The sequence below is a fragment of the Nocardiopsis sp. NPDC006198 genome (genome assembly GCF_040613895.1).
Lineage (GTDB): Bacteria > Actinomycetota > Actinomycetes > Streptosporangiales > Streptosporangiaceae > Nocardiopsis > Nocardiopsis tropica.
Map to the genome: position 1 here is coordinate 21,455 of NZ_JBEXSY010000050.1, position 20,622 is coordinate 42,076.

Annotated in this window: 19 protein-coding genes; 9 read left to right on the top strand and 10 right to left on the bottom strand. The window is 73.6% G+C overall.

What is annotated here, in order from left to right; translation table 11 throughout:
* Positions 1-215: 215 nt before the first annotated feature.
* Positions 216-1,112, bottom strand: a complete 897-nt coding sequence (locus tag ABZ234_RS25795) for an ABC transporter ATP-binding protein (RefSeq protein ID WP_344182187.1) — start codon at positions 1,110-1,112, stop codon at positions 216-218.
* Positions 1,112-1,957, bottom strand: coding sequence for an ABC transporter permease (locus ABZ234_RS25800; protein ID WP_267948211.1), 846 nt, complete (start codon positions 1,955-1,957; stop codon positions 1,112-1,114). The genes ABZ234_RS25795 and ABZ234_RS25800 overlap by 1 nt, the downstream gene beginning before the upstream one ends.
* Before the next feature lie 552 nt (positions 1,958-2,509).
* On the opposite strand from ABZ234_RS25800, the gene ABZ234_RS25805 reads away from it, so the two are divergent.
* On the top strand, positions 2,510-3,259 hold the full coding sequence (locus ABZ234_RS25805; protein ID WP_355013750.1) for an IspD/TarI family cytidylyltransferase: 750 nt from the start codon (positions 2,510-2,512) through the stop codon (positions 3,257-3,259).
* Complete coding sequence (locus ABZ234_RS25810; protein ID WP_355013751.1) at positions 3,256-4,038, top strand: glycerophosphodiester phosphodiesterase; 783 nt, start codon at positions 3,256-3,258, stop codon at positions 4,036-4,038. Before ABZ234_RS25805 ends, ABZ234_RS25810 begins: the two co-directional genes overlap by 4 nt.
* Before the next feature lie 33 nt (positions 4,039-4,071).
* On the opposite strand, the gene ABZ234_RS25815 is transcribed toward ABZ234_RS25810, so the two are convergent.
* The 3 genes from ABZ234_RS25815 to ABZ234_RS25825 form a co-directional block, all read right to left on the bottom strand.
* On the bottom strand, positions 4,072-5,142 hold the full coding sequence (locus tag ABZ234_RS25815) for a DUF4429 domain-containing protein (protein WP_355013752.1): 1,071 nt from the start codon (positions 5,140-5,142) through the stop codon (positions 4,072-4,074).
* Positions 5,143-5,251: 109 nt separating this feature from the next.
* Complete coding sequence (locus tag ABZ234_RS25820) at positions 5,252-6,247, bottom strand: glycosyltransferase family 2 protein (protein WP_267948207.1); 996 nt, start codon at positions 6,245-6,247, stop codon at positions 5,252-5,254.
* A 127-nt stretch (positions 6,248-6,374) separates the two neighbouring features.
* Positions 6,375-6,614: a TM2 domain-containing protein gene (locus ABZ234_RS25825; protein WP_267948206.1), complete on the bottom strand. Its 240-nt coding sequence runs from the start codon at positions 6,612-6,614 to the stop codon at positions 6,375-6,377.
* A 333-nt stretch (positions 6,615-6,947) separates the two neighbouring features.
* Here ABZ234_RS25825 and ABZ234_RS25830 point away from each other — a divergent pair, with 333 nt between their 5' ends.
* From ABZ234_RS25830 to ABZ234_RS25845, 4 genes are all read left to right on the top strand, one after another.
* Complete coding sequence (locus ABZ234_RS25830) at positions 6,948-8,453, top strand: LCP family protein (protein WP_344182195.1); 1,506 nt, start codon at positions 6,948-6,950, stop codon at positions 8,451-8,453.
* 22 nt (positions 8,454-8,475) lie between these two features.
* Positions 8,476-9,165, top strand: coding sequence for a YIP1 family protein (locus ABZ234_RS25835; protein ID WP_355013753.1), 690 nt, complete (start codon positions 8,476-8,478; stop codon positions 9,163-9,165).
* Between the two features lie 234 nt (positions 9,166-9,399).
* Entirely contained in the window at positions 9,400-10,731 is a 1,332-nt protein-coding gene (locus tag ABZ234_RS25840; RefSeq protein ID WP_355013754.1) for a UDP-glucose/GDP-mannose dehydrogenase family protein, read from the top strand.
* A 231-nt stretch (positions 10,732-10,962) separates the two neighbouring features.
* Positions 10,963-11,685: a TNT domain-containing protein gene (locus ABZ234_RS25845; RefSeq protein ID WP_355013755.1), complete on the top strand. Its 723-nt coding sequence runs from the start codon at positions 10,963-10,965 to the stop codon at positions 11,683-11,685.
* Here ABZ234_RS25845 and ABZ234_RS25850 read toward each other — a convergent pair.
* Positions 11,667-13,268 (bottom strand): MFS transporter, encoded by a 1,602-nt coding sequence (locus ABZ234_RS25850; RefSeq protein ID WP_355013756.1) that lies wholly within the window; start codon positions 13,266-13,268, stop codon positions 11,667-11,669. The genes ABZ234_RS25845 and ABZ234_RS25850 overlap by 19 nt on opposite strands.
* A gap of 71 nt (positions 13,269-13,339) precedes the next feature.
* Here ABZ234_RS25850 and ABZ234_RS25855 point away from each other — a divergent pair, with 71 nt between their 5' ends.
* Positions 13,340-13,912: a TetR/AcrR family transcriptional regulator gene (locus tag ABZ234_RS25855; protein ID WP_355013757.1), complete on the top strand. Its 573-nt coding sequence runs from the start codon at positions 13,340-13,342 to the stop codon at positions 13,910-13,912.
* Positions 13,913-13,996: 84 nt separating this feature from the next.
* Here ABZ234_RS25855 and purE read toward each other — a convergent pair whose 3' ends face one another.
* Both purE and ABZ234_RS25865 read right to left on the bottom strand, forming a co-directional pair.
* The gene (purE, locus tag ABZ234_RS25860) at positions 13,997-14,530 is read right to left on the bottom strand and encodes a 5-(carboxyamino)imidazole ribonucleotide mutase (RefSeq protein ID WP_267948199.1); all 534 of its coding nucleotides are present in this window, start codon (positions 14,528-14,530) and stop codon (positions 13,997-13,999) included.
* A complete protein-coding gene (locus ABZ234_RS25865) occupies positions 14,527-15,693 on the bottom strand; it encodes a 5-(carboxyamino)imidazole ribonucleotide synthase (protein WP_267948198.1) in 1,167 nt (388 codons plus the stop codon). The genes purE and ABZ234_RS25865 overlap by 4 nt, the downstream gene beginning before the upstream one ends.
* A gap of 218 nt (positions 15,694-15,911) precedes the next feature.
* Between ABZ234_RS25865 and ABZ234_RS25870 the strand changes: the two genes are divergently transcribed.
* Complete coding sequence (locus ABZ234_RS25870; RefSeq protein WP_267948197.1) at positions 15,912-16,385, top strand: GtrA family protein; 474 nt, start codon at positions 15,912-15,914, stop codon at positions 16,383-16,385.
* Between the two features lie 18 nt (positions 16,386-16,403).
* Here the strand turns inward: ABZ234_RS25870 and ABZ234_RS25875 are convergent, their stop codons facing one another.
* Entirely contained in the window at positions 16,404-17,417 is a 1,014-nt protein-coding gene (locus tag ABZ234_RS25875; RefSeq protein ID WP_344182234.1) for a CPBP family intramembrane glutamic endopeptidase, read from the bottom strand.
* A 394-nt stretch (positions 17,418-17,811) separates the two neighbouring features.
* On the opposite strand from ABZ234_RS25875, the gene ABZ234_RS25880 reads away from it, so the two are divergent.
* Positions 17,812-18,951 carry an Mrp/NBP35 family ATP-binding protein gene (locus ABZ234_RS25880; RefSeq protein ID WP_355013758.1) on the top strand — a complete coding sequence of 380 codons (1,140 nt, stop codon included), beginning with the start codon at positions 17,812-17,814 and terminating at the stop codon, positions 18,949-18,951.
* Positions 18,952-19,069: 118 nt separating this feature from the next.
* On the opposite strand, the gene ABZ234_RS25885 is transcribed toward ABZ234_RS25880, so the two are convergent.
* Positions 19,070-20,584: a trypsin-like peptidase domain-containing protein gene (locus ABZ234_RS25885; RefSeq protein ID WP_355013759.1), complete on the bottom strand. Its 1,515-nt coding sequence runs from the start codon at positions 20,582-20,584 to the stop codon at positions 19,070-19,072.
* Positions 20,585-20,622 lie beyond the last annotated feature (38 nt).

Here is a 20,622-nt window from a genome sequence, read left to right on the forward strand (position 1 = left end):
ACACTTGGTGAGTGACACCGTCGCCTACGGTGCGTAGTCAATCAAACACTGACACGCACCTTGTGTCCGCTAAGCCGGGGTCCGGCCCCGCAGGGGCCTTTCGGCCGGGCCCCGGAAAGGCCGGGCCCCGGAAAGGAACGTGCGCACCGCCGGAACCACCGGCGATGCGCACCACGGCCTTCCGGGACGGGCCTGTCGGCGGGGCGGACCCGCGCTCAGGCGGTCCTGCCGCCGTCTGCCCCGTCCTCGCCGGACTCCTGGTCGTCGATCTGCTTCTCGGCCTCCTCCGCGCGCTTCTTCTTCGCGGCGTCGCGCTTCTTGCGCTCGGCGATCTCGGCCTTGGTGTCCTCCTCGTACGCGGCCAGGGCGGCGTCGATGTCGGTGTCCAGGGCGAGCCCGCCGCCCTTGACGTACAGGCCGCGGTTGCAGAACCGGCGCAGGTCCCTCTCGCTGTGCGAGACGAGCACCATCGTCCGCTGGTTGGCCAGCATCCGGTCGATGGCCTCGTAGCACTTGCGCTTGAAGGCCTTGTCGCCGACCGCGAGGACCTCGTCGACCAGCATGATCGGGTGCTCCAGCTGCGAGATCAGCGCGAACCCGAGGCGCACCTTCATGCCGCTGGAGTAGTGCCGCACCGGGGTGTCGATGAACTTCGACTTGATCTCGGCGAAGTCGACGATCTCGTCGAAGCGCTCGTCGATCTGCTTCTCGGTCATCCCGTGCAGGGACCCGACCAGGTACACGTTCTCGCGGCCGGTCAGGTTGTCGTTGAACCCGGCCCGCAGCTCCAGGAGCGGCGCGACCTTGCCGTGGACGTGCACCTCGCCCTCGTCGGGCATCAGGACCCCGGCGATGAGCTTGAGCAGCGTGGACTTGCCCGTGCCGTTCTTGCCGACGATGCCGACGCACTCGCCCCGGTTGATCTCGAACGCCACGTCCCGCAGCGGCCAGAACTCGTCGCCCTCGGCGTTGGGGTCGCGCTTGGTGCCGTGGATGAACATCTCGCGCAGGCTGCGCTTGCGGCGGCGGTTCACGGCGAACTTGACGCCGAGTCCCTTGGCCTCGATGACCGGCCCACTGGTCAGCCCGGCGCCGTAGTCGGTCTGCGCCATCACAACTCCTTCAGGACGGACATCTCCAGGCGGCGGAACGTCCAGTATCCGATGATGAGCATCAGGATCGAACCGACCACCGAAGAGGTCAACGCGAGGGTGCTCGGGGTTAGTTCCGCGAACTCAGGGAACCACACCGCGCGGTGCATCTGGAAGATGCCCATCAGCGGGTTGAGCTGGTAGAGGGTCTTCAGCCACTCGGGGATGCCGGAGCTGAGGACCATGGAGGCCGGGAACAGGATCGCCGATCCGTAGAACAGCAGGCGGCTGAGGATCCGCACGAGGCGCTCCACGTCGCGCAGCAGCACGTTGACCGCCGACAGGAACAGGGTCACGCCGAGCCCGAACGCGAACGTCAGCACCACCGCGAGCGGCAGCCAGACCAGCAGGCCCATGAGGGTGAAGTGGCCTCCCAGCGCGAAGACGAAGACCAGCAGCACCGGCCAGGTGAGGATGTACTCGACGAACTTCGTGCCCACCGTGGCCATCGGGAAGATCTCCCGGGGCACCTTCATCGTGGTGATCAGCTTGGAATGCGTGAGCATCGCCCGCGGCGCCTCGTTGAGGATCGCGCCGAAGGTGGTCCACGGCAGGATCCCGGCCACGAGGAAGAGCACGAAGCCGCCGTAGGCCTGAGCCTCCGGGGGCATGCCGCGATCAGCGCTGAGGATGACCCCGAAGACGAAGTAGTAGACCATCGTCAGAGCCAGGGGCTCCAACATCGTCCACGCGTAACCCAGTACGGACTGCTGGTACTTGACCTTCAGGTCGCGCCGGACCAGGAGGCCGACGACCTTCCGGTGCTCCCAGACGGCCAGCGCCCTTGACGCCACCGCCACCTCCAAGGGTTGTTTTCTCGTCCGGTCAGCGAGGTGGCCGGACAGGCGTGTTCGTGTCTCGCCTGTGCGCACCGGTCGACACGCGCGGTCCACCCCGCGCCGGGTGTGCCGGAAACGGGGGAGCGTGTCCGGGCGACCGGGGGATGTCACGGACCGCGCCCGGTTCCCACCGCATCGGAGGAGGTCTGGACCGGGCACGCCATACAGGCGTCCATAGGTTACCGCTGCGGACGACGGGCCGCGCCAACCAGCCCTCCCCCTCCGGGCTGTGCGCGCGGTCACGCCCCGTGTCGCCGGGGCGGTCCGCTAGCCTCGGCCCGAGGGCGGAGATCATGTCCTTTACGGGGAACAACCGGGCACGCGCCCCGGCCGACCGGGGCCGCGGAGGCCGAAGGCCCCGCGCACGCGGACGCCGGCGGGGTCCGACGCGTCCTTCCGCGCGGTCCGCCGGCGGCGGCCGGGCCCCGGACGCGCCCCCGGGCAGGCCCTGTGACGAGCGCCGCGGCGAGTGCGGCCAAGGGAACGGCGACACCAGCCGTGGACGGAAGAGGTGGGGCCATGCGCCCGCGTGTGATCGCGGCGGTTCTGGCCGGAGGGGTCGGCGCCCGTATGGGCGCCCCCTCCCCCAAGCAGCTGCTGCCCCTGGAGGGGCGGCCCATCATCGAGCACTCCGTCGCCGCGTTCGAGGCGTGCCCGGAGGTGGACGAGATCCTGGTCCTCATGGTGCGGGAGTACGTGGGGAGGGTGGAGGACATCGTCGCCTCCGCGGGGTTCGCCAAGGTCACCGCCGTGCTCCCCGGCGGGGGGACCCGCACCGACACCTCGTACGCCGCCCTCTCCGCGATGGGGGGCGCGGCCGACACCGACCTGGCCCTGCTGCACGACGCGGCCCGGCCGCTCGTGCGCCCCGCCACGATCTCCGCGTGCGTCGCGGCTCTGGGAGAGGCGGGCGCCGTCGGGGTGGCGGTGCCCAGCGCCGACACGGTCGTCAGGGTGGCCCCCGGCCGGACCGGCGGCGAGGCCGTCGCCCAGGTGCCGCCGCGCTCGGAGCTGCGCCGTATGCAGACCCCGCAGGGGTTCCGGCTGGGCGTGGCGCGCCGCGCCTACGCCCTGGCCACGGCCGACCCGGGGCTGGTCGCCACGGACGACTGCGGGGTGGTGCTGCGGTACCTGCCCGGGGAGGAGGTGCGGATCGTGCCGGGTGAGGAGGACAACATCAAGGTGACGAACCCGGGGGACGTGGAGGTCGCCGAGACCCTGCTGCGCCGGGCCCGCGCCCGCGCCGTCCTGGCGGAGGCGGACTCGTGAGCCGGGTCTTCGGGGCCACCGAGGTCATCGGGCACCGCGGCGCGGGGCGCGGCGTGGTGGACGGCGCCCGCGAGAACTCGCCGGAGTCGTACGCGGCGGCGGCCGCGGCCGGGGCGGACTGGGTGGAGGTCGACGTGCGGCGCACGGCCGACGACGCGCTGGTGCTCCACCACGACGCCGCCCTGGCCGACGGCCGGGCGATCGTGGACCTGACCGCGGAAGAGTGCGCCGCGGCGGGGCTGACCGGACTGGACGAGGGGCTCGCGGCGATCCCGATGGGGGTCGGGCTGGACGTGGACGTCAAGTCGGTCATGGAGGACGCGGTCGACGCTCCGTCACGGCGGACGGCCTCCCTTCTCCTCCCGTACCTGCGCCGTGAGGCCAGACGTCGCCGGGTGTTCGTCTGCTCGTTCGACCCCGGCGTCCTCGTGGCCGTCCGCGGGGGCGCCCCGGAGGTGCCGACGGCGTGGATGCCGTTCGTGCGCAACCCGCTGGACCAGGCCGTGGCGGGAGCCGCCGGCCTGGGGTGCGCGATCGTCGCGGTGGACGCGCGATCGTTCGGGCTGACCGGCGACGCCCCCCGTCCGGGCCGCCGTTCGGTGCCGTACACCGTGGACCTGGCGCACCGGGCGGGGCTGGAGGTGGTCTCCTGGTGCCCGGACCCGGTCGACGCGGCCCGTTTCGCGGAGGCGGGCATGGACGCGGTCGTGGTGGACGACGTGCCCGGGGCGGTCTCCGCCCTCAAGGCCCGGGAGGGCGGGGAGCGCGCGGGGGGCTGAGGCCCCGGGCCCGGCGTGCCGGGTCCGGGAGGGTCAGATCCGGCCGAGGAGCTCGGCCTTCTTCGCGGAGAACTCCTCGTCGGTGAGCAGACCCTTCGCGTGCAGCTCCCCGAGGCGTTCGATCTGCTCGAAGATCCATGCGGTGTCGGCGCCCCCTCCGCGACCGTCCCCGGAGGCCCGCCGCTCCCCCGCCGCGGCCCCTCCGGCGGCGCCCGCCCCGCCGCCCTCCGCGGGGGCGATCCCGTCGCCGGGACGGTTCAGGGCGAGCGCGGAGCGGCGCACGGCGTCCAGCGCGCTCCTGGCGGTGTCCCTCCACCAGGCGTCGTCGTCCCGTCCGGTCCGGCCGTCGCCCGGTGCGCCGCCCGGGCCGGGCGCGAGCCGCGCCCGCGCGTCCCGGGCCCACACGTGCGCGGTGACGGTGGCGGCGAGGAGGAACACCTGGTGGATCTCGTTGCCCTCCTCCCCCGCGCGCAGCACGTTGAGGTCGTTCCTGGGCTTGGCCGCGGTCTGCTCCGTCCCGCCGGCGGTGATCACCCGGACGAAGCCCCAGCCCCAGTCGTCGAGGGGGGACCACTCGACGGCGGCGATGTCGGCCAGGTCGAACTCGCGGCGCTGCTGCTTCTTCTTGAAACCGCTCGCGTGGCCCCCGCCCCACACCAGGGTCAGGCGTCCGCGGTCGAGGTGGGCGGTGCCCTCGGAGGTTCTGACGTGCAGCGGCAGCGGCGGCACGAGAGCCGTCGGGGTCGCGCCGTCGGGCGCTCCGGCCTGTCCGGCGGCGAACCTCACCTGGTCCGCGAGGTACTCGGCGACCAGTTCCGTCGACGCGGGCCCCGTCAGCCTGAAGGGCTGGGCCCGGTCGTCGAGCATCGCCCCGACCGCGGCGTAGGGGTCCATCCGCTCCCGCAGCCGCAGGTTCATGGCCCAGCCGCCCTTGCGCACCGCCCCGGGCCGGAAGTCCACCTCCTCCACCGCCGCGAGCGGCACGCTCAGGCCGCCGAGGAGTTTCAGGAGGGGGCTTTTGAACCAGCCCTTCGTCTCGTACGCGATCGCGATCGACTCGCCGTCGAACCGCCACGCGGCCTGGTCGCCCCGCAACTCGTCCATGGGTTCCTCTCCGTGTCCTGCTCCCTGGGTAGCAGAGGGGCCGCCCCCGTGCGAGGGCGGCCCCTGGCCGGATACGGCCGCACGTCCGGGACCCGCGGCGGCGGGCGCGTCAGGCGCTGGCGCCCTGCGCGGTGCGCGAGTCCGAGCCGAGCCCGGGAGGGCTGGTGATGAAGCCGGCGCCCCACGACATGTGCATGGTGGCCAGGGCCAGCGGGATCAGCGGCAGGCTGGAGGCCGGCAGTCCCCGGCCGAGGGGCACGGACGCGGCGGTGACCAGCGCCAGGTAGGCGGCGGGGACCAGGAACAGGGGCCAGAACGCGAACCCGCCGACCAGGCCCGCGACCACCCCGGCCAGGGCGACGGGGGGCGCCAGGTAGCGCAGGTTGATGGTGCCCTTGTGCTGGCGGGCGACCACCCTCCGCCAGCGGCCGTAGTGGAAGTACTGCTTGGCGAGCAGCCGCACGTTGCGGCGCGGCCGGTAGGAGACCGTCATCCGCGGCTGGAACCACACGGTGCCGCCCGTGGTGCGGATGCGGTGGTTCATCTCCCAGTCCTGGGCGCGGAGGAAGGCCTCGTCGTAGCCGCCGACGCGCTCCAGTGCCGAGCGCCGGAAGACGCCCAGGTAGACGGTGTCGGCGGGGCCGCCCTCGCCCCCGGTGTGGAAGCGCGCGTTGCCGACGCCCACCTTGGAGGTCATGGCGGCGGCGACGGCCTTCTCCCACGGGGTGGTGCCCTCGGCGGCCATGATGCCGCCGACGTTGTCGGCGCCGGTCTCGCGCAGGGTCTCCACGGCCACACGGAGGTAGTCGGAGGGCATCATGGCGTGCCCGTCGATGCGGGCGACGATGTCGTGCGAGGAGGCGCCGATGGCGGCGTTGAGGCCGGCCGGGGTCCTGCCGGTGGGGTTGTCCACCACCTTGACGCGGGGGTCGGCGGCGGCGAGCCCGTCGGCGACCTCGCGGGTGCGGTCCGAGGAGGGGCCCACCCCGAGCACGACCTCCAGTTCGCCCGGGTACTCCTGGGCGAGGACGTGCTCCACCGCCGAGGCGAGGTGGCGTTCTTCGTTGAGTACGGGCATGACGACGGAGACAGGCGGCCAGGACACGGGCACTTCCCAAGGTCAAGACGTGTCGGGGACTCGCGAGGGGCTTCCCTCGCGCGCGTCAACGGTACTGCACCCGTACGGCCCGGAGCGCCCGGCGGGATCGCCGCCGGGCCGCGCCGCCGACGGGTCAGCCCTGGTTCTTGACGGGCAGGCCCTGGGCGTCCTTGAAGTTGCCCATGATGACCATGACCAGGTCGATGAGGGCCCAGACGCCGGCGCCTCCGCAGGTGATCAGCATGAGGACGCCGGTGCCGGTCTTGCCGACGTAGAAGCGGTGGACCCCGAGGCCGCCGAGGAAGAGGCTGAGCAGGAGCGTGGTGAGCCAGTTCTTCGGGGACACGGCTTCGTACTGGGGCTGCTGGTACATGGTTGTACTCCGGGAGGGGGCGGGGAAAGGGGTGTGGACCGGTCCGCGGCGGGCAGGCCGTACGGCGCTCCCCGGAACGGGGGGCCGCCGTGCGCGTACCGGAAGCGATCATTTTTGCGCGTAAGTCAGCCCATGGCCATGGATTTCGGTCACACACTGGTACCGGATACGCCTCAGGACAGCTCCCGGTGGCAGCGGAACCCCGGCGGCTCCGGCGGCGTCCTACCCAAAGCGGAGGACAACACGCCGAGGGTTGACATCCCGCGCTCTTCGGCGGATCGGGTGACAACCTAGGGATAAGGACACCGTGGGTCGGTTGGGACGGGGACACCGATGAGCGACGACAGCTCGGGAACGCAGGGGCCGGGGGACGGCTTCCGGCGAGAGCGTTCCCAGCCGCTGCCGCCGGAGGACCGCCGGTCCCCCAGGTCCGGCCGGGTGACCGTTCCCAGCAGGGCCGCGCGGCGGCGCCGCACGGGCCTGCTCCTGATGGGCGCCTTCTCCGTCCTGGTCCTGCTCGCCTCGGGCACCTCGTGGGCCTTCACCGGATGGATGTCCGGCTCCCTGAACAGGTTCGACGTGTTCTCCGGCCTGTCCGACGGCGACCGCCCGGAGGCGACCGGCGGCCTGACCTTCCTGGTGATCGGCTCCGACAGCCGCGAGGAGGTCAACCAGGAGGACCGGAACGACCTGAGCGTCGGCTCGACCCCGGGGCAGCGCTCCGACAGCATGATGCTGGTGCGGCTCAACCACGAGCGCGACCGCGTGACCGTCGTCGGCATCCCCCGCGACCTGTGGGTGGACATCCCCGGCGAGGGCGAGGACAAGATCAACGCCGCCTACGCCTACGGCGGGCCGCAGCTGGCCGTACGGACCGTCGAGTCGGTGACCGACGTGCGGATCGACCACTACGTCGAGGTGGACTTCCACGGCTTCGTCGACGTGGTCGACGCCCTGGGCGGCATCCAGGTGTGCCTGCCCGAGCCAGTCGACGACCCCAAGGCGCAGCTGGACATGGCCGCGGGCACGCACGAGGTGGACGGGACCGAGGCCCTGGCGTTCGCCCGCACCCGCGCCACGTCGCGCGGCGACCTGGACCGGATCGACCGCCAGCAGCAGGTGCTGTCCGCGATGCTCGACCGGGCGCTGAGCAGCGAGACCCTGTCCGACCCCGCCAAGCTGACCGCGTTCCTGGACAGCGCCCTCTCCTCGGTGACGGTGGACTCCGGCCTGGACACCAGCACGATCAACGAGCTCGCCTACCAGATGCGCGACCTGGACATGGGGGCCGTCACCTTCACCCAGGTCCCCATCGCCGACATGAACCACTGGACGCCGCGCGGCGACGTCGCCCTGCTGTGGGACGAGCCGGCCTCCCGGGAGCTGTTCGCCGCGGTCCGCGCCGACCGGCCGGTCGCCGAACCCGGGGAGGAGCCCCGTGACGGGGGGAGCGGCGACCCGGACCCCGGTGACATCCGGGTGAGGGTGTTCAACGGGATCGGGACCCCCGGCCTCGGCGCGCAGGTGGACGAGGGCCTGACCGGGGCCGGCTTCGCGCTGTCCGCGCCCGCCGAGAACTGGAGCAGCAGCGACGTGCCGACGACCGAGGTGAGGCACGGGCCGGGCGACGGGGCCGACGCCGCCTACGTGGCCGGGATGATCCCCGGCGCGGAGGCCGTCGAGGACACCGCCCTGGACGGCGAGCTCCAGATCGTGATCGGATCCGACTACACCGGGTTCCACGCCCCGGACGGCGCGGAGTCCCCCGGGCCGGAGGCGGAGCCCTCCGCCGCCGAGGGCCTCTCCACCTCGACCGCCCGGGACAACGTCTGCGGGTGACCCCCGCGAAGGAAGGACTCCTGTGCTCCGACACCTGGTCGGCCTGCTCGCCGGTATCGCCCTCGCCCCCGTGCTGTGGGTCGCCGTCGCCTGGTCGGCCGAGGCCCTCCCGCGGCTCGCCGCCGGTGACGTGGGCGTCGCGACGGTGCTGTCGGCGGTCGTGTCGTGCCTCACCGGGGGCGTGTGCGCCTACCTGGTCGCGTCCCGGGTGTCCCCGCTGACGGCAGGGGCGTCGGGGGCCCTGCTCACGGCACTGTGCCTGTGGCCGGCCGTGCATCCCGCGTCGATGGGCCCCGCCCTGGCGTGGCTGAACGACGAGAGCTTCCTCTACCCGGCCGGCGCGGGCCTCGCGGTGGGGCTGCCCCTCGGAACGCTGCTGCTGGTCTCGGCGGCCATGCCGGTCCGCTGGCGGACGGCCGCCGGCGCCGGGCTCCCCGCCCCTCTGATCGAGGGCGGACCCGGCCGGGTCCGGTACCGCGGCGCCGTTCCCGGCGGGGCGGACGGCGGTCCCCGGGGCGACCGCGGTCCCGTGGGCGACACCGTTCCGGACGCCGTGCCCGCACCGCCCCCCGTCCTCGACCCGGACGACCCCTTCGCCGGTGACCCGGACCGGACCACGACCCCCTTCCGGCGGAACGGGTCCGGCGCGACCTGGACGCCCCTGGACGACGAGAGCGGCGGGGCGGACCCCCTCCGGGGCGGTCCCCGCTGAGCCGCGCCCCCGTGGCCGGGGGGCCGCACCCACCGGTAACCTGAGCGCCTGACTGTTCACGCGGTGTTCGGTCATGCGCCACACCTCGGCGCGTAAGGTGATGCATCGCGCCCCCGGGGCACCCCCGTCGGCCGAACCATGTCCGTTTCCTGCCCTCAACCGGGGTGTTGACCGCCTTCTGCGGGAACAACCACCGGCACAGGCAACGGACGAAAGCGAGGAAGGACTCAACCAGTGGTCGAAGCGGACCGTATGCGCGTCTCCGTCATCGGTACCGGTTACCTGGGCGCCACCACCGCGGCCTGCCTGGCCGAGATGGGGTTCGAGGTACTGGGGCTCGACGTCGACGAGGCCAAGATCGAGATGCTCCGCTCCGGCAGGGTGCCCTTCTTCGAGCCGGGCCTCGCCGAGCTGCTCGGCAAGAGCCTGGAGTCCGGGCGCCTCGGCTTCACCACCTCCTTCAGCGAGGTCGCCGAGTTCGCGGACCTGCACCTGATCTGCGTGGGCACCCCGCAGCGCGACGAGTCCGGCGCGGCCGACCTGCGCTACGTCAACGCCGCGGTCGACCAGCTCGCCCCGCACCTGCACCGCCCCACCGTGGTCGTCGGCCGCTCCACCGTCCCGGTGGGCACCGCCGCGACCCTGGCCGCGCGGCTGGCCGCGCTCGCCCCCGTGGGCGGGGAGGCCGAACTGGGGTGGAGCCCCGAGTTCCTGCGCGAGGGCTTCGGCGTCGAGGACACCCTGCGCCCCAACCGGATCGTGATCGGCACCGACTCCCCCCGGGTCGAGAAGGCCGTGCGCGCCCTGTGGCAGCGGCAGGTCGACGAGGGCGTCCCCTTCCTGGTGACCGACCTCCAGACCGCCGAGCTGGTCAAGGTGTCGGCCAACGCGTTCCTGGCCACGAAGATCTCCTTCATCAACGCGATGGCGGAGGTGTCCGAGGTCGCGGGCGCCGACGTGATCCAGCTGGCCGAGGCCCTGTCGTACGACGACCGGATCGGCGGCAAGTTCCTGGGCCCCGGCCTGGGCTTCGGCGGCGGCTGCCTGCCCAAGGACATCCGCGCGTTCATGGCGCGCGCCGACGAGCTGGGCGTGGAGCCCGCCCTGTCGTTCCTGCGCGAGGTGGACGCGATCAACCAGCGCCGCCGCGCCCGCACCATCGACCTCGCCCGCCAGCTGATCGGCGGCAGCTTCGCCGGGCGCACGGTCACCGTCCTGGGAGCGGCGTTCAAGCCGAACTCCGACGACATCCGCGACTCGCCCGCGCTGGACGTCGCCTCGACCATCGCGTCGCTCGGCGCCCAGGTGACGGTGTACGACCCGGTGGCGCTGGAGCGCGCCCGCGCGGAGCACCCGCAGCTGAACTACGCCGACTCCATGCTGGAGGCGGCGCGGGGGGCGGACGTGGTGCTCCTGCTCACCGAGTGGACCGAGTTCCGCGAGGCCAACCCGGAGGAGCTGGCCACCGTGGTGGCCCGGAAGAGGATCGTGGACGGGCGCAACGCCCTCGACCCCACGTTCTGGCGCGCCTCGGGGTGGACCTACCGGGCCCTCGGCCGCCAGTAGGCCCCGACCCGTTCCGGCGGCCGGTCCCCGAGGGGGCCGGCCGCCGGCGTTCCCGGCGCGGGCGCCGCCCCCTGGCGGCCGCGTGGGGCGGGGCATCCCTCCCCTCCTCCGGTCGGCAGTTCCGGCGAACCCCGGGCGGTGACCGTCCGTCCGTGCTTCACTTCACTCCGTGGTCGAACGCGGGCGGCCGGCACCGGGTCGGCGCCCGAGGAAACGAACGGAGTCCGATTCGTGAAGCTCTCCGCGGTGGCAGGCGCCGCACTGGCCCTGCTCCTGGTGGCACCGCCCGCCCACGCCGACGTGCTGTCCCCTCCCGGGGCTCCGTCCGCGCCGCAGGCCGACTGTCCGGTGCTCGATCCCCCGCCCACCGAGGAGGACCTGGCGGCGTACCTGTGCGGCGACCGCCGCCTCGGGCCCGCCGAGCTCCCCTCGGAGGGCCCCGTGGGGTCGCTCGTCCGCTCCTACGACAGGTTCGGCGACCTCACCCCGGCGGAGTTCCTGGACAGGTGGGCCACCCCCCAGGGCTGGGACTACCCCGATCACATGGGGTTCGTGGTGGTGGACGGCGAGCCGGTGAACGGGCTCCGACGCCTCCGCGAGGGGCGGATGCTGGACCGGTTCGGATCGCCGCGGGGCACCTTCCTGGCCCCGGCGGGCGCGCCGTACGAGCGCCGGGCGCTGCCGCCGGACTCCCTCAACACCTGGCCCGGCGGGCCCGAGCACAACTACAACTGCTACGAGGTGGCGACGGGGTTCACCGCCCTGGTGGGCCCGATCGCCCCGCACTTCGAGCAGCCGGGCGGCGGTGAGCAGGTCCTCGCACCGGCCGGGGAGCTCCCCGAGGCGCAGGGCGACGGGTACGTGCCGGTGAGCGACCTCCTGGAGTGGGGCTACCTGGAGCAGAGGCCCGCCGAGGAGTGCGCGGCCCCCTGGCGCTACGCCCTCGGGGCCTGATCCCGGTCCGCTGCCGCCCGGGCGCCCACGGCCGGGGCGTCCGGGCCCGCGGCGCCCTCCCCGCCGGGTTCCCCTCCGGCTCCCGGGGGCAGTCCCCGCAGGGCCGCGGCGACGAGGAGGGCCGCGACCGCGAGCACGGCCGCGCCGGTGAGGGCGGCGGTGGAGACCCCGGCGGTGTAGGCGGTGAAGGCCGCGTCGAGCAGGGCCCCGGGGTCCTCCGACCGCGGCGCGGCGGCGACGGCTCCGGCGACGGTCTCGCCGGCGGGCCCCTCCGCACCGGACGGGCCCTCCTCCATGGCCGTGCTGTAGATCCTCGTGGCGGCGGTGCCGAGGACCGCGATGCCCAGGGCCGAGCCGAACTCGGTGCTGGTCTCGGAGACCCCGGCTGCGGCTCCGGCCCGCTCGGGCGGCGCCGTGGCCAGCACGAGGCCGTTCGCGAGGGTGCCGACGATGCCGACGCCGAAGGTCGTCACCGTGTACCCGACGATGAGGACGGCCAGCGGGGAGTCCGTCTCCACGGTCCCCACCACGGCGAACCCGGCGGAGCCCGCCAGCAGGCCCGCGGCCATCAGGGGGCCGGGGCGGACCCTCGGCGACGCGGCGCCCGCCAGGACGGCTCCGAGGACGGTGCCGACGAAGACGGGCAGGGACCACAGCGCGGACCGGAGCGGGCTGAGGCCGTGCACGGTCTGGAGGAACGTGAAGACCAGGAGTCCGAGCCCCGCGGCGGCGAAGGCGACGGCGGTGTTGCTGCCGACCGCGGCGGTGAAGGCGGGGCGGGTGAAGAGCGCCACGTCGACGAGCGGGTGCTCGGCGCGGCGCTGGCGGACCGCGAACAGCACCAGGAACGCCGTGCCGACGAACAGGGCGAGGACGCCCTGGAGCTCGATGCCGTGCTCGGCGAAGCGCTTGGCCGCGTAGACCAGTCCGAGGACGGCGACGAGCGAGGCGCCCGCGCCGGGGAGGTCGAAGCCCGCCGCGCCCGGGTCGCGCGACTCCGGGACGAGGAACGGCGCGAGGGCGACCAGCAGGACCATGAACGGCAGGTTGACCAGGAAGGCCGAGCCCCACCAGAAGAACTCCAGGAGCAGGCCGCCGAGGATCGGCCCGGCGACGGCGCCGCCGGTGAAGGCGATGGTCCAGGCGCCGACGGCCGCCCCGCGCTGCCGGGGGTCGGTGAACATGCTGCGGATGAGGGACAGCGTGGACGGGGCGAGGGTCGCCCCGGCGAGGCCGAGGAGGGCCCGGCCCGCGATGAAGAGCTCGGCGCTGGGGGCGAAGGCCAGGAGCGCCGAGGCCGCGCCGAAGAGGACGGCGCCGGTGAGGAGCAGCCTGCGGCGGCCGAGGCGGTCCCCGAGGCTGCCCATCGTGACGAGGAGTCCGGCGAGGACGAAGCCGTAGACGTCCATCATCCACAGCCACTGGGTGGCACCCGGTTCGAGCGCCTCGGCGATGGCGGGCGCGGCGACGAAGAGGACCGAGATGTCCATGGACACCAGCAGTGCCGGGATCAGGAGGAGGACGAGACCGGCCCAGGTGCGGGGCGCGGCCCGGCGGTTCGCCGTGGTCTGTGGGGTGTGCATGGTTTTGATCGTACGTACGTCAAAATCAGCCGTCAATATGTACGTACGTACAAAAATGCTAGGATCCCCGCATGAGCCAACGAGACGACCTGCTGGCAGGCGCCAGGAAGTGCCTGGTCGAAAAGGGGTACGGCAAGACCACGGCCCGCGACATCGCCGCCGCGTCCGGGGCGCACCTGGCGTCCATCGGCTACCACTTCGGGTCCAAGGACAACCTCATGAACGCCGCGGTGCTGGAGGCGTCCAGCGAGTGGGGCGACTCCTTCCAGGCTGCCGTCGACGCCTCCCGCTCGCAGGAGCCCGAGCAGCGGATCCGCGCCCTGCTGGGCTCCGTCTTCGCGTCCCTGCCGGAGGAGCGCGACCTGCTGGTGGCCAGCATCCAGGCCTTCACCCAGGCCGAGTTCGACGAGGGCGTCCGCGAGGCCCTCGCCAGGGGCATCGCCGAGGGCCGCCGGGAGCTGGCCGCGATGATCCTGGGCGTGGAGCCCGACGAGGTCGACCCCGGCACCGTCGCGGGCCTGGGGTCGCTGGTCTACAACCTCATCGCCGGCTACGTCGTCCAGTTCGTCGTGGACCCGGAGGCGCTGCCCACCGTCGACCAGGCGATGGACGGTCTGCGCGCGCTCGTGCCCGCCTCCGGCTGACACGCGCCCGCCCGACCGCGCCCACCCCCGGGCACGGCGCGGCCCCGGCGCCGCTCGGGACGCCGGGGCCGCGCGGAAGACGGCCTAGAGGCCGAAGCCGGTGGGCCTGCCGCCCTCGGCGACCTCGCGCCGCAGGCGCTCGCCCTTGGCGTGGGCCTGGGACCTGAGCTCCTCCTGGAACCTCTCCATCCGCCCGGACAGCTCCGGGTCGTGCGCCGCGAGCATCCGCACCGCCAGCAGGCCCGCGTTGCGCGCCGCGCCCACGGCCACCGTCGCCACGGGGACCCCCCCGGGCATCTGGACGATGGACAGCAGGGAGTCCATGCCGTCGAGGTACTTGAGCGGCACCGGGACGCCGATCACGGGCAGGGTGGTCACGGAGGCCAGCATGCCGGGCAGGTGGGCGGCGCCGCCCGCCCCGGCGATGACCGCCTTCAGGCCGCGTCCGGCGGCCTCCTCCCCGTAGGAGATCATCTCGTGCGGCATGCGGTGCGCGGACACCACGTCGGCCTCGAACGGCACGTCGAACTCGCGCAGCGCCTCGGCGGCCTCGCGCATCACCGGCCAGTCCGAGTCCGAGCCCATCACGATGCCCACGACGGGGGCCTGGTTGCTCACTGGTCGTCTCCTCGCAGGTAGGCGGCAGCGTCGCGGGCGCGCTCCAGGAGGTCCTGGTGGTCGTCGCCCATCACTGTGACGTGCCCGATCTTGCGGCCCGGACGCACGTCCTTGCCGTAGAAGTGCACCTTCACGCCGGGGTCCTTGGCCATCACGTGCAGGTAGCGACTGTAGACGTCGGGGTCCGTGCCGCCCAGCAGGTTGGCCATGACGGTGAAGGGGGCGTTGGTGCGCGGCGACCCCAGGGGCAGGTTGAGGACCGCGCGCAGGTGCTGCTCGAACTGGGACGTGCGGGCGCCCTCGATGCTCCAGTGGCCGGAGTTGTGGGGCCGCATGGCGAGTTCGTTCACGACGACGCCCTCGGCGGTCTCGAACAGCTCCACGGCCAGGACGCCGGTGACGTCGAGCGCCTGGGCGATCTCGATGGCGAGTTCCTGGGCCCTCGTGGCCTTCTCGTCGGAGAGGCCGGGGGCGGGGGCGACGACCTCGTGGCAGATGCCCCCGCGCTGCACGGTCTCCACGACCGGGTAGACCGCGACCTGGCCGTGCGGGGAGCGGGCCACCTGCACCGCGAGCTCGCGGGAGAAGGCGACCTTCTCCTCCACCAGGAGGGGGACGTCCTCGGCGGCGGCCCGGTCCACGACCGCCCGGGCCTCCTCGGCGTCGGCGGCGATCCACACGCCCTTGCCGTCGTAGCCGCCGCGCGCGGCCTTGAGGACGACCGGCCAGCCGGCGCCCGCCTCGCCGTCGGCGAACCCGGTCACGTGCTCCAGCGCGGTGACGGCCCTCCACCGCGGGGACGGGGCGCCGAGCTCGGCCATGCGGGTGCGCATGCGCAGCTTGTCCTGGGCGAAGCGCAGGGCGTCCCGGCCGGGGCGCAGCAGTCCGCCCGCCTCCTCGACGGCGCGCAGGACGGGCTCGGGGACGTGTTCGTGGTCGAAGGTCACCACGTCGTTGGCCTTGGCGAAGGCCATGACGTCGTCCAGGCCGCGGTCGTTCCCCAGCGTGACGTCGCCGCAGACCAGGGCTGCGCTGTCGGTGGGTGCGGCGGCCAGGACGGAGAAGTGGACGCCCAGTCCGATGCCCGCCTGGTGGGTCATCCGGGAGAGTTGGCCACCTCCGACCATTCCCACGCGGGGGACGGTGCGGTTACGCTCGCTCACAGTTCCTCAACTCACATGCTCGTCAACCGCGGTGACGGGACGGCTCCCCTGCGGGGATGCCTGGCCGGTTCGGCTCGGAACCCGCGGCCGGGGCCCTGCTCAAGTCCCCGGGCTAGAGTCTAGAGCGTGCGCGCACGGCGGCCGGAAGCCCCTCTCGCCCCCAGGTCGGCGGCCCGTCCGAAGGCGCACCCCCGACCACACGACTGGAGGCGACGGCCGTGCGCGACTTCTCCGCCCGCCATCCCAAGCTCGCGAAGCTCGCCGCGGAGGTGGGCAGGTTCGGTTCCGTCGGCGCGGTCGCCTACGTGGTCCAGCTGGGCGCCACCAACCTGCTGTGGGGGGCGGGCATGGGCCCGCTGTCCGGACAGGTGGTCGGGACGCTGTGCTCGATCGCGGTCGCGTTCGTCGGCAACCGGTTCTGGACGTTCGGCGACCGGGCCCGCACGGGCTACGGGCGCGAGACGCTGCTGTTCCTGGTGATGAACGGGGTCGGCCTGGCCATCCAGCTGGCCTGCCAGGGGTTCTCCGTCCACGTGCTCGGCCTGGACGGGGTGCTCGCGCAGAACGTCGCGGGCAACGTGGTGGGTGTGGGGATCGGCACGCTGTTCCGGTTCTTCGCGTACCGGACGTGGGTGTTCCCCGAGCGCCCGGAGGCGGTCGCGGAGGGGGCCGCCCGGGAGCCGATCGCCTGACCCGCGGGCCGGGCGGGCTCAGCGCGGTGTGTCGGCGCTGGTGCGGCGCACCCCGCGGCGGCGGGCCAGCCAGACCACGCCCAGCGTGTACAGGCCGACCTGGGCCGTCGTGAGGAGCAGGACGAGCGGCGAGCCGGCGCCCAGGGGGAGCCCCGCGCCGACGACGGCTCCCGTGCCGATCTCCGACAGGCGGTCCTCGAAGACGCACAGCGTGAACTGCACCAGGCTGTTGACCGTGTGCAGCGCGATCGCGGCCTCCAGGCCGCCGGTCCGCCAGGTCAGCCAGGCCGCTCCCAGGCCCATGACGACGAGGGCCGCCGTGGTCCAGAGGTCACCGGGGTGCGTGGCCAGGTAGAGCGCGGCGAACAGCGTCCCGCCCGCCAGGACCGAGGGCCCCGGGGAGCGCAGCACCCGGGCCACCGCGGAGTCGCCGCCCCGCTCGCCGGGACGCGCCCCGAGCGCGCCGACCATCTGCATGACCAGGCCGCGCAGGGTGATCTCCTCGGCCGCGGACTGGAACGGGACCAGGACCAGGACGACGGCCATCGCCGCCGCGAACACCTCGGTCCCCCCGGCGCCCTGGTGGGGCACCAGGCCGGGCTGGACGACGCGGGCCAGCGGCAGGAAGGCCGCCACGCCCAGGGCCACCGGCAGGACCGCCGCGGCGGTGCAGACCGCCAGCCAGCCCCAGCGCACGCGGCCCGCGACCGACATCAGGGAGCCGACGCGGCGCCACTGGACCACCCGCACGACGAAGAGGACGATGGGGATCAGCAGCGCCGACGACAGCAGGCCGAAGGCCAGCTGGGCGATCTCGCTGATGCGCACCGAATCGGGGGCGAGCCCGCTGCCCTCGACGATCGCGACGATCGTGACCGCGAGCAGGATGGCCATCCACAGGAAGAACAGCAGGACGGCGAACCCCGCCAGGGCCAGGGGCGTCGTCCACCAGCGGAAGCGGGAGGTCCGGCCCAGCCTGTGATAGGACTCACCCGGGGGCAGTTCCGCGCAGGCGAACTCGTTCGTGCGCACCGGTCTGGGCGGCGGCCAGGCCCACACCCCCGGGTCGGCGTTGACCGCCGGGTGCCCGCCGGGCGGTGTCAGCCGCCCCCCGCCGGGGGGTCCGGCCCAGGTCTGCTCCTGCGCGTAGGCCCCAGAAGCCCGCCCCTCCGGCCCTTCGGGCGCGGCGGGCCAGGACGAACCAGGCGGTGGCGGCACATTTCCCATCGTGCGCCGAGACTACTATCCGGCCATGTATTGCCAGTGTTAAGGCCACGCCGTTATCGCCTGGTCACAGTATGAACAGGGGATGGCGAACGCCGCCGCCGCGAGGAATGGGGGACGCCCCCTCCTCGTTGGAAACGGTGGTACGTGCGGGTGACACCGCAGACCAACCATCCCGCCCCGCTGACCTACGATTGAGCACATGTCCTCCACAGCAACCACCGAGCAGGTGCACAAAGCCCTCGCCACGGTGCAAGACCCGGAGATCCACCGTCCCATCACCGACCTCGGCATGGTCAAGAGCATCGACATCGCCGACGACGGTGCCGTGAGCGTCGGAATCTACCTCACGGTGGCCGGCTGCCCCATGAAGGGCCGCATCGAGAAGGACGTGACCGCGGCGGTGACGAAGGTCGCCGGCGTCACCTCCGTCCGCGTCGAGCTCGACGTGATGAGCGACGAGCAGCGCAAGGAACTCCAGACCAAGCTCCGCGGCGGCCAGGCGGAGAAGGAGATCCCCTTCGCCAAGCCCAACTCCCTGACCAAGGTCTTCGCCGTCGCCTCCGGCAAGGGCGGGGTCGGCAAGTCGTCCGTCACCGTCAACCTCGCCGCGGCGCTCGCCGCCCAGGGCCACAAGGTCGGCGTCGTGGACGCCGACATCTACGGCCACTCGGTGCCGCGCATGCTCGGCGCGTCGGACTTCCCGACCAAGGTCGAGGACATGATCCTGCCGCCCACCGCGCACGGCATCAAGGTCATCTCGGTGGGCATGTTCACCCAGGGCAACCAGCCCGTGGTGTGGCGCGGCCCGATGCTGCACCGCGCCCTCCAGCAGTTCCTGGCGGACGTGTTCTGGGGCGACCTGGACGTCCTGCTGATGGACCTGCCCCCGGGCACGGGCGACATCGCCATCTCGACCGCGCAGCTGCTGCCGAGCGCCGAACTGCTCATCGTGACCACGCCGCAGATGGCCGCCGCCGAGGTGGCGGAGCGCGCGGGCGCGATCACCGCGCAGACGCACCAGCGCATCGCGGGCGTCATCGAGAACATGTCGTACTTCGTGCCGCCGGGCGGCGGGGAGCCCCTGCACCTGTTCGGCGAGGGCGGCGGCCAGACGGTCGCCGACGCGCTGACCAAGACGCTGGGGACCACCATCCCGCTGCTGGGCCAGGTCCCGCTGGACACCCGTCTGCGCGAGGGCGGCGACGAGGGCACCCCCCTCGTCCTGAGCGACCCGGACACCGACGCGAGCAAGGTCATCTCCGGCATCGCCGAGTCCCTGGTCGGCAAGCCTCGCGGCCTGGCGGGGATGCAGCTGGGCATCTCCCCGGCCGGACGCTGACACCCCTCTCCCGGGCCGCACGCGGCCCCGGGAGGAGAGAACGGCGAAGGCCCCCGGGCGACCGGGGGCCTTCGCGTGTCCGGGGAGGGCGGGCGCGACGGGGGCGCTCCCGGGGGCCTCAGTCGTCGGTCGAGCCGAGGACGATCGTGGTGCTCTCGCGCTCGCCGTCGCGCTCGTAGTCGACGGCGGCCTCGTCGCCGGGGGCGCGGCTGCGCAGCATCGCGAGCAGGTCCTCGCCCGAGCCGACCTGACGGGAGTCGAGGGAGACGATCACGTCACCGGGCTCCAGCCCCGCCTCGTCGGCCGGACCGCCCGGCTCGACCGCGTCCGCCCCCTCGGCGATGACCGCGCCCGCGAGGGGGCTGTCCTCGTCGATGTCGGCGCCGATGTCCGCGTACGCGGTCTCGCCGTCCTCCATGAGGCGGTTCACCACGCGCTCCGCCTCCACCGAGGGGATCGCGAACCCGAGGCCGATGTTGCCGCTGGTCTCCCCCATGGCGCCCATGGTCGCGATCATCGAGTTGACCCCGATGACGCGGCCCCGCGTGTCCACCAGCGGCCCCCCGGAGTTGCCCGGGTTGATGGCGGCGTCGGTCTGGAGCGCGTAGAAGCGCCCGCCGCTCTCGCCCTGGCCCGAGCTGACCGGCCGGTTGACGGCGCTGATGATGCCCTGGGTGACGGTGCCGTTCAGGCCGAGGGGGGCGCCGATCGCGATCACCTCGTCCCCGACGATGACCTCCTCGGAGTCCCCGAACTGGAGCGGCTCGACGTCGTGCGGGTCCGCGATCGACAGGACCGCGAGGTCCGAGCTGGGGTCGGCGCCGACCACGGAGGCATCGGAGAGGGTGCCGTCGCTGTACTCGATGACGATGCCGTCCGCCTCCAGCCCGCTGGAGACGTGGTCGTTGGTGACGACGTAGTCGCCGTCGATGACGAACCCGGAGCCGCCGCCCGGGACGCGCGCGTCGGCGCTGATGAGCGAGACCACGCTCGGGCTGACCCGCTGCGCCACCCCGGCGATGGTGTCGGGGTCGCGCTGGGGCGCCTCGGGCGGGGGCTCGTTCATGACCGGGCCGTCGTCCTCCGGCGCGGCGTCGGAGGCCGCGGAGCCGTTGAGGAGCCCTCCCGCCACACCGCCCGCGCCGCCCGCGATGAGCGCGACCACGAGCATGCCGGACAGGGCCATCCACACCGGGACGCCGCGTCCGCGCGGCCGGGGCGCGGCGGGCGGCGCGATCCCGTAGGCAGCCTGCCCGGACTGCGGCGCGTGCGGCCCGGAAGGGCCCGGCATGTGCGCGTTGGACACGTCCGCGGGGACGTACGGGCCGGGTCGGCCCGCCTGCCCGGCGGCGTCGGCGGGGTCCGCCCGGTGGAAGGGGGCCGTGTAGCCGGTGGGGTGGTCGGGGCCCGCCGGGCCGTGGGGCGCGGACAGCCCCTGGTGGGCCGCGCGGCCCGGGCCTCCGGGGGCGCCCGGCCCGTGGCCGGACGCGCTCGGAGGCCCGGCTCTCCCCACGGGGTTCTGGGGGTCGGCGGGGCCTGCGGGCCCGCCAGGGACCGGGTGGTGACCGGTCCGGTCTCCGGGGTTCGAGGAGGCGCCGGGCTGTCCGCCCTGCCCGGGAGGGGTGTGGTTCATGGGGTCTCCACTGCGGGGAGAGGCGGATGAGGACGGGC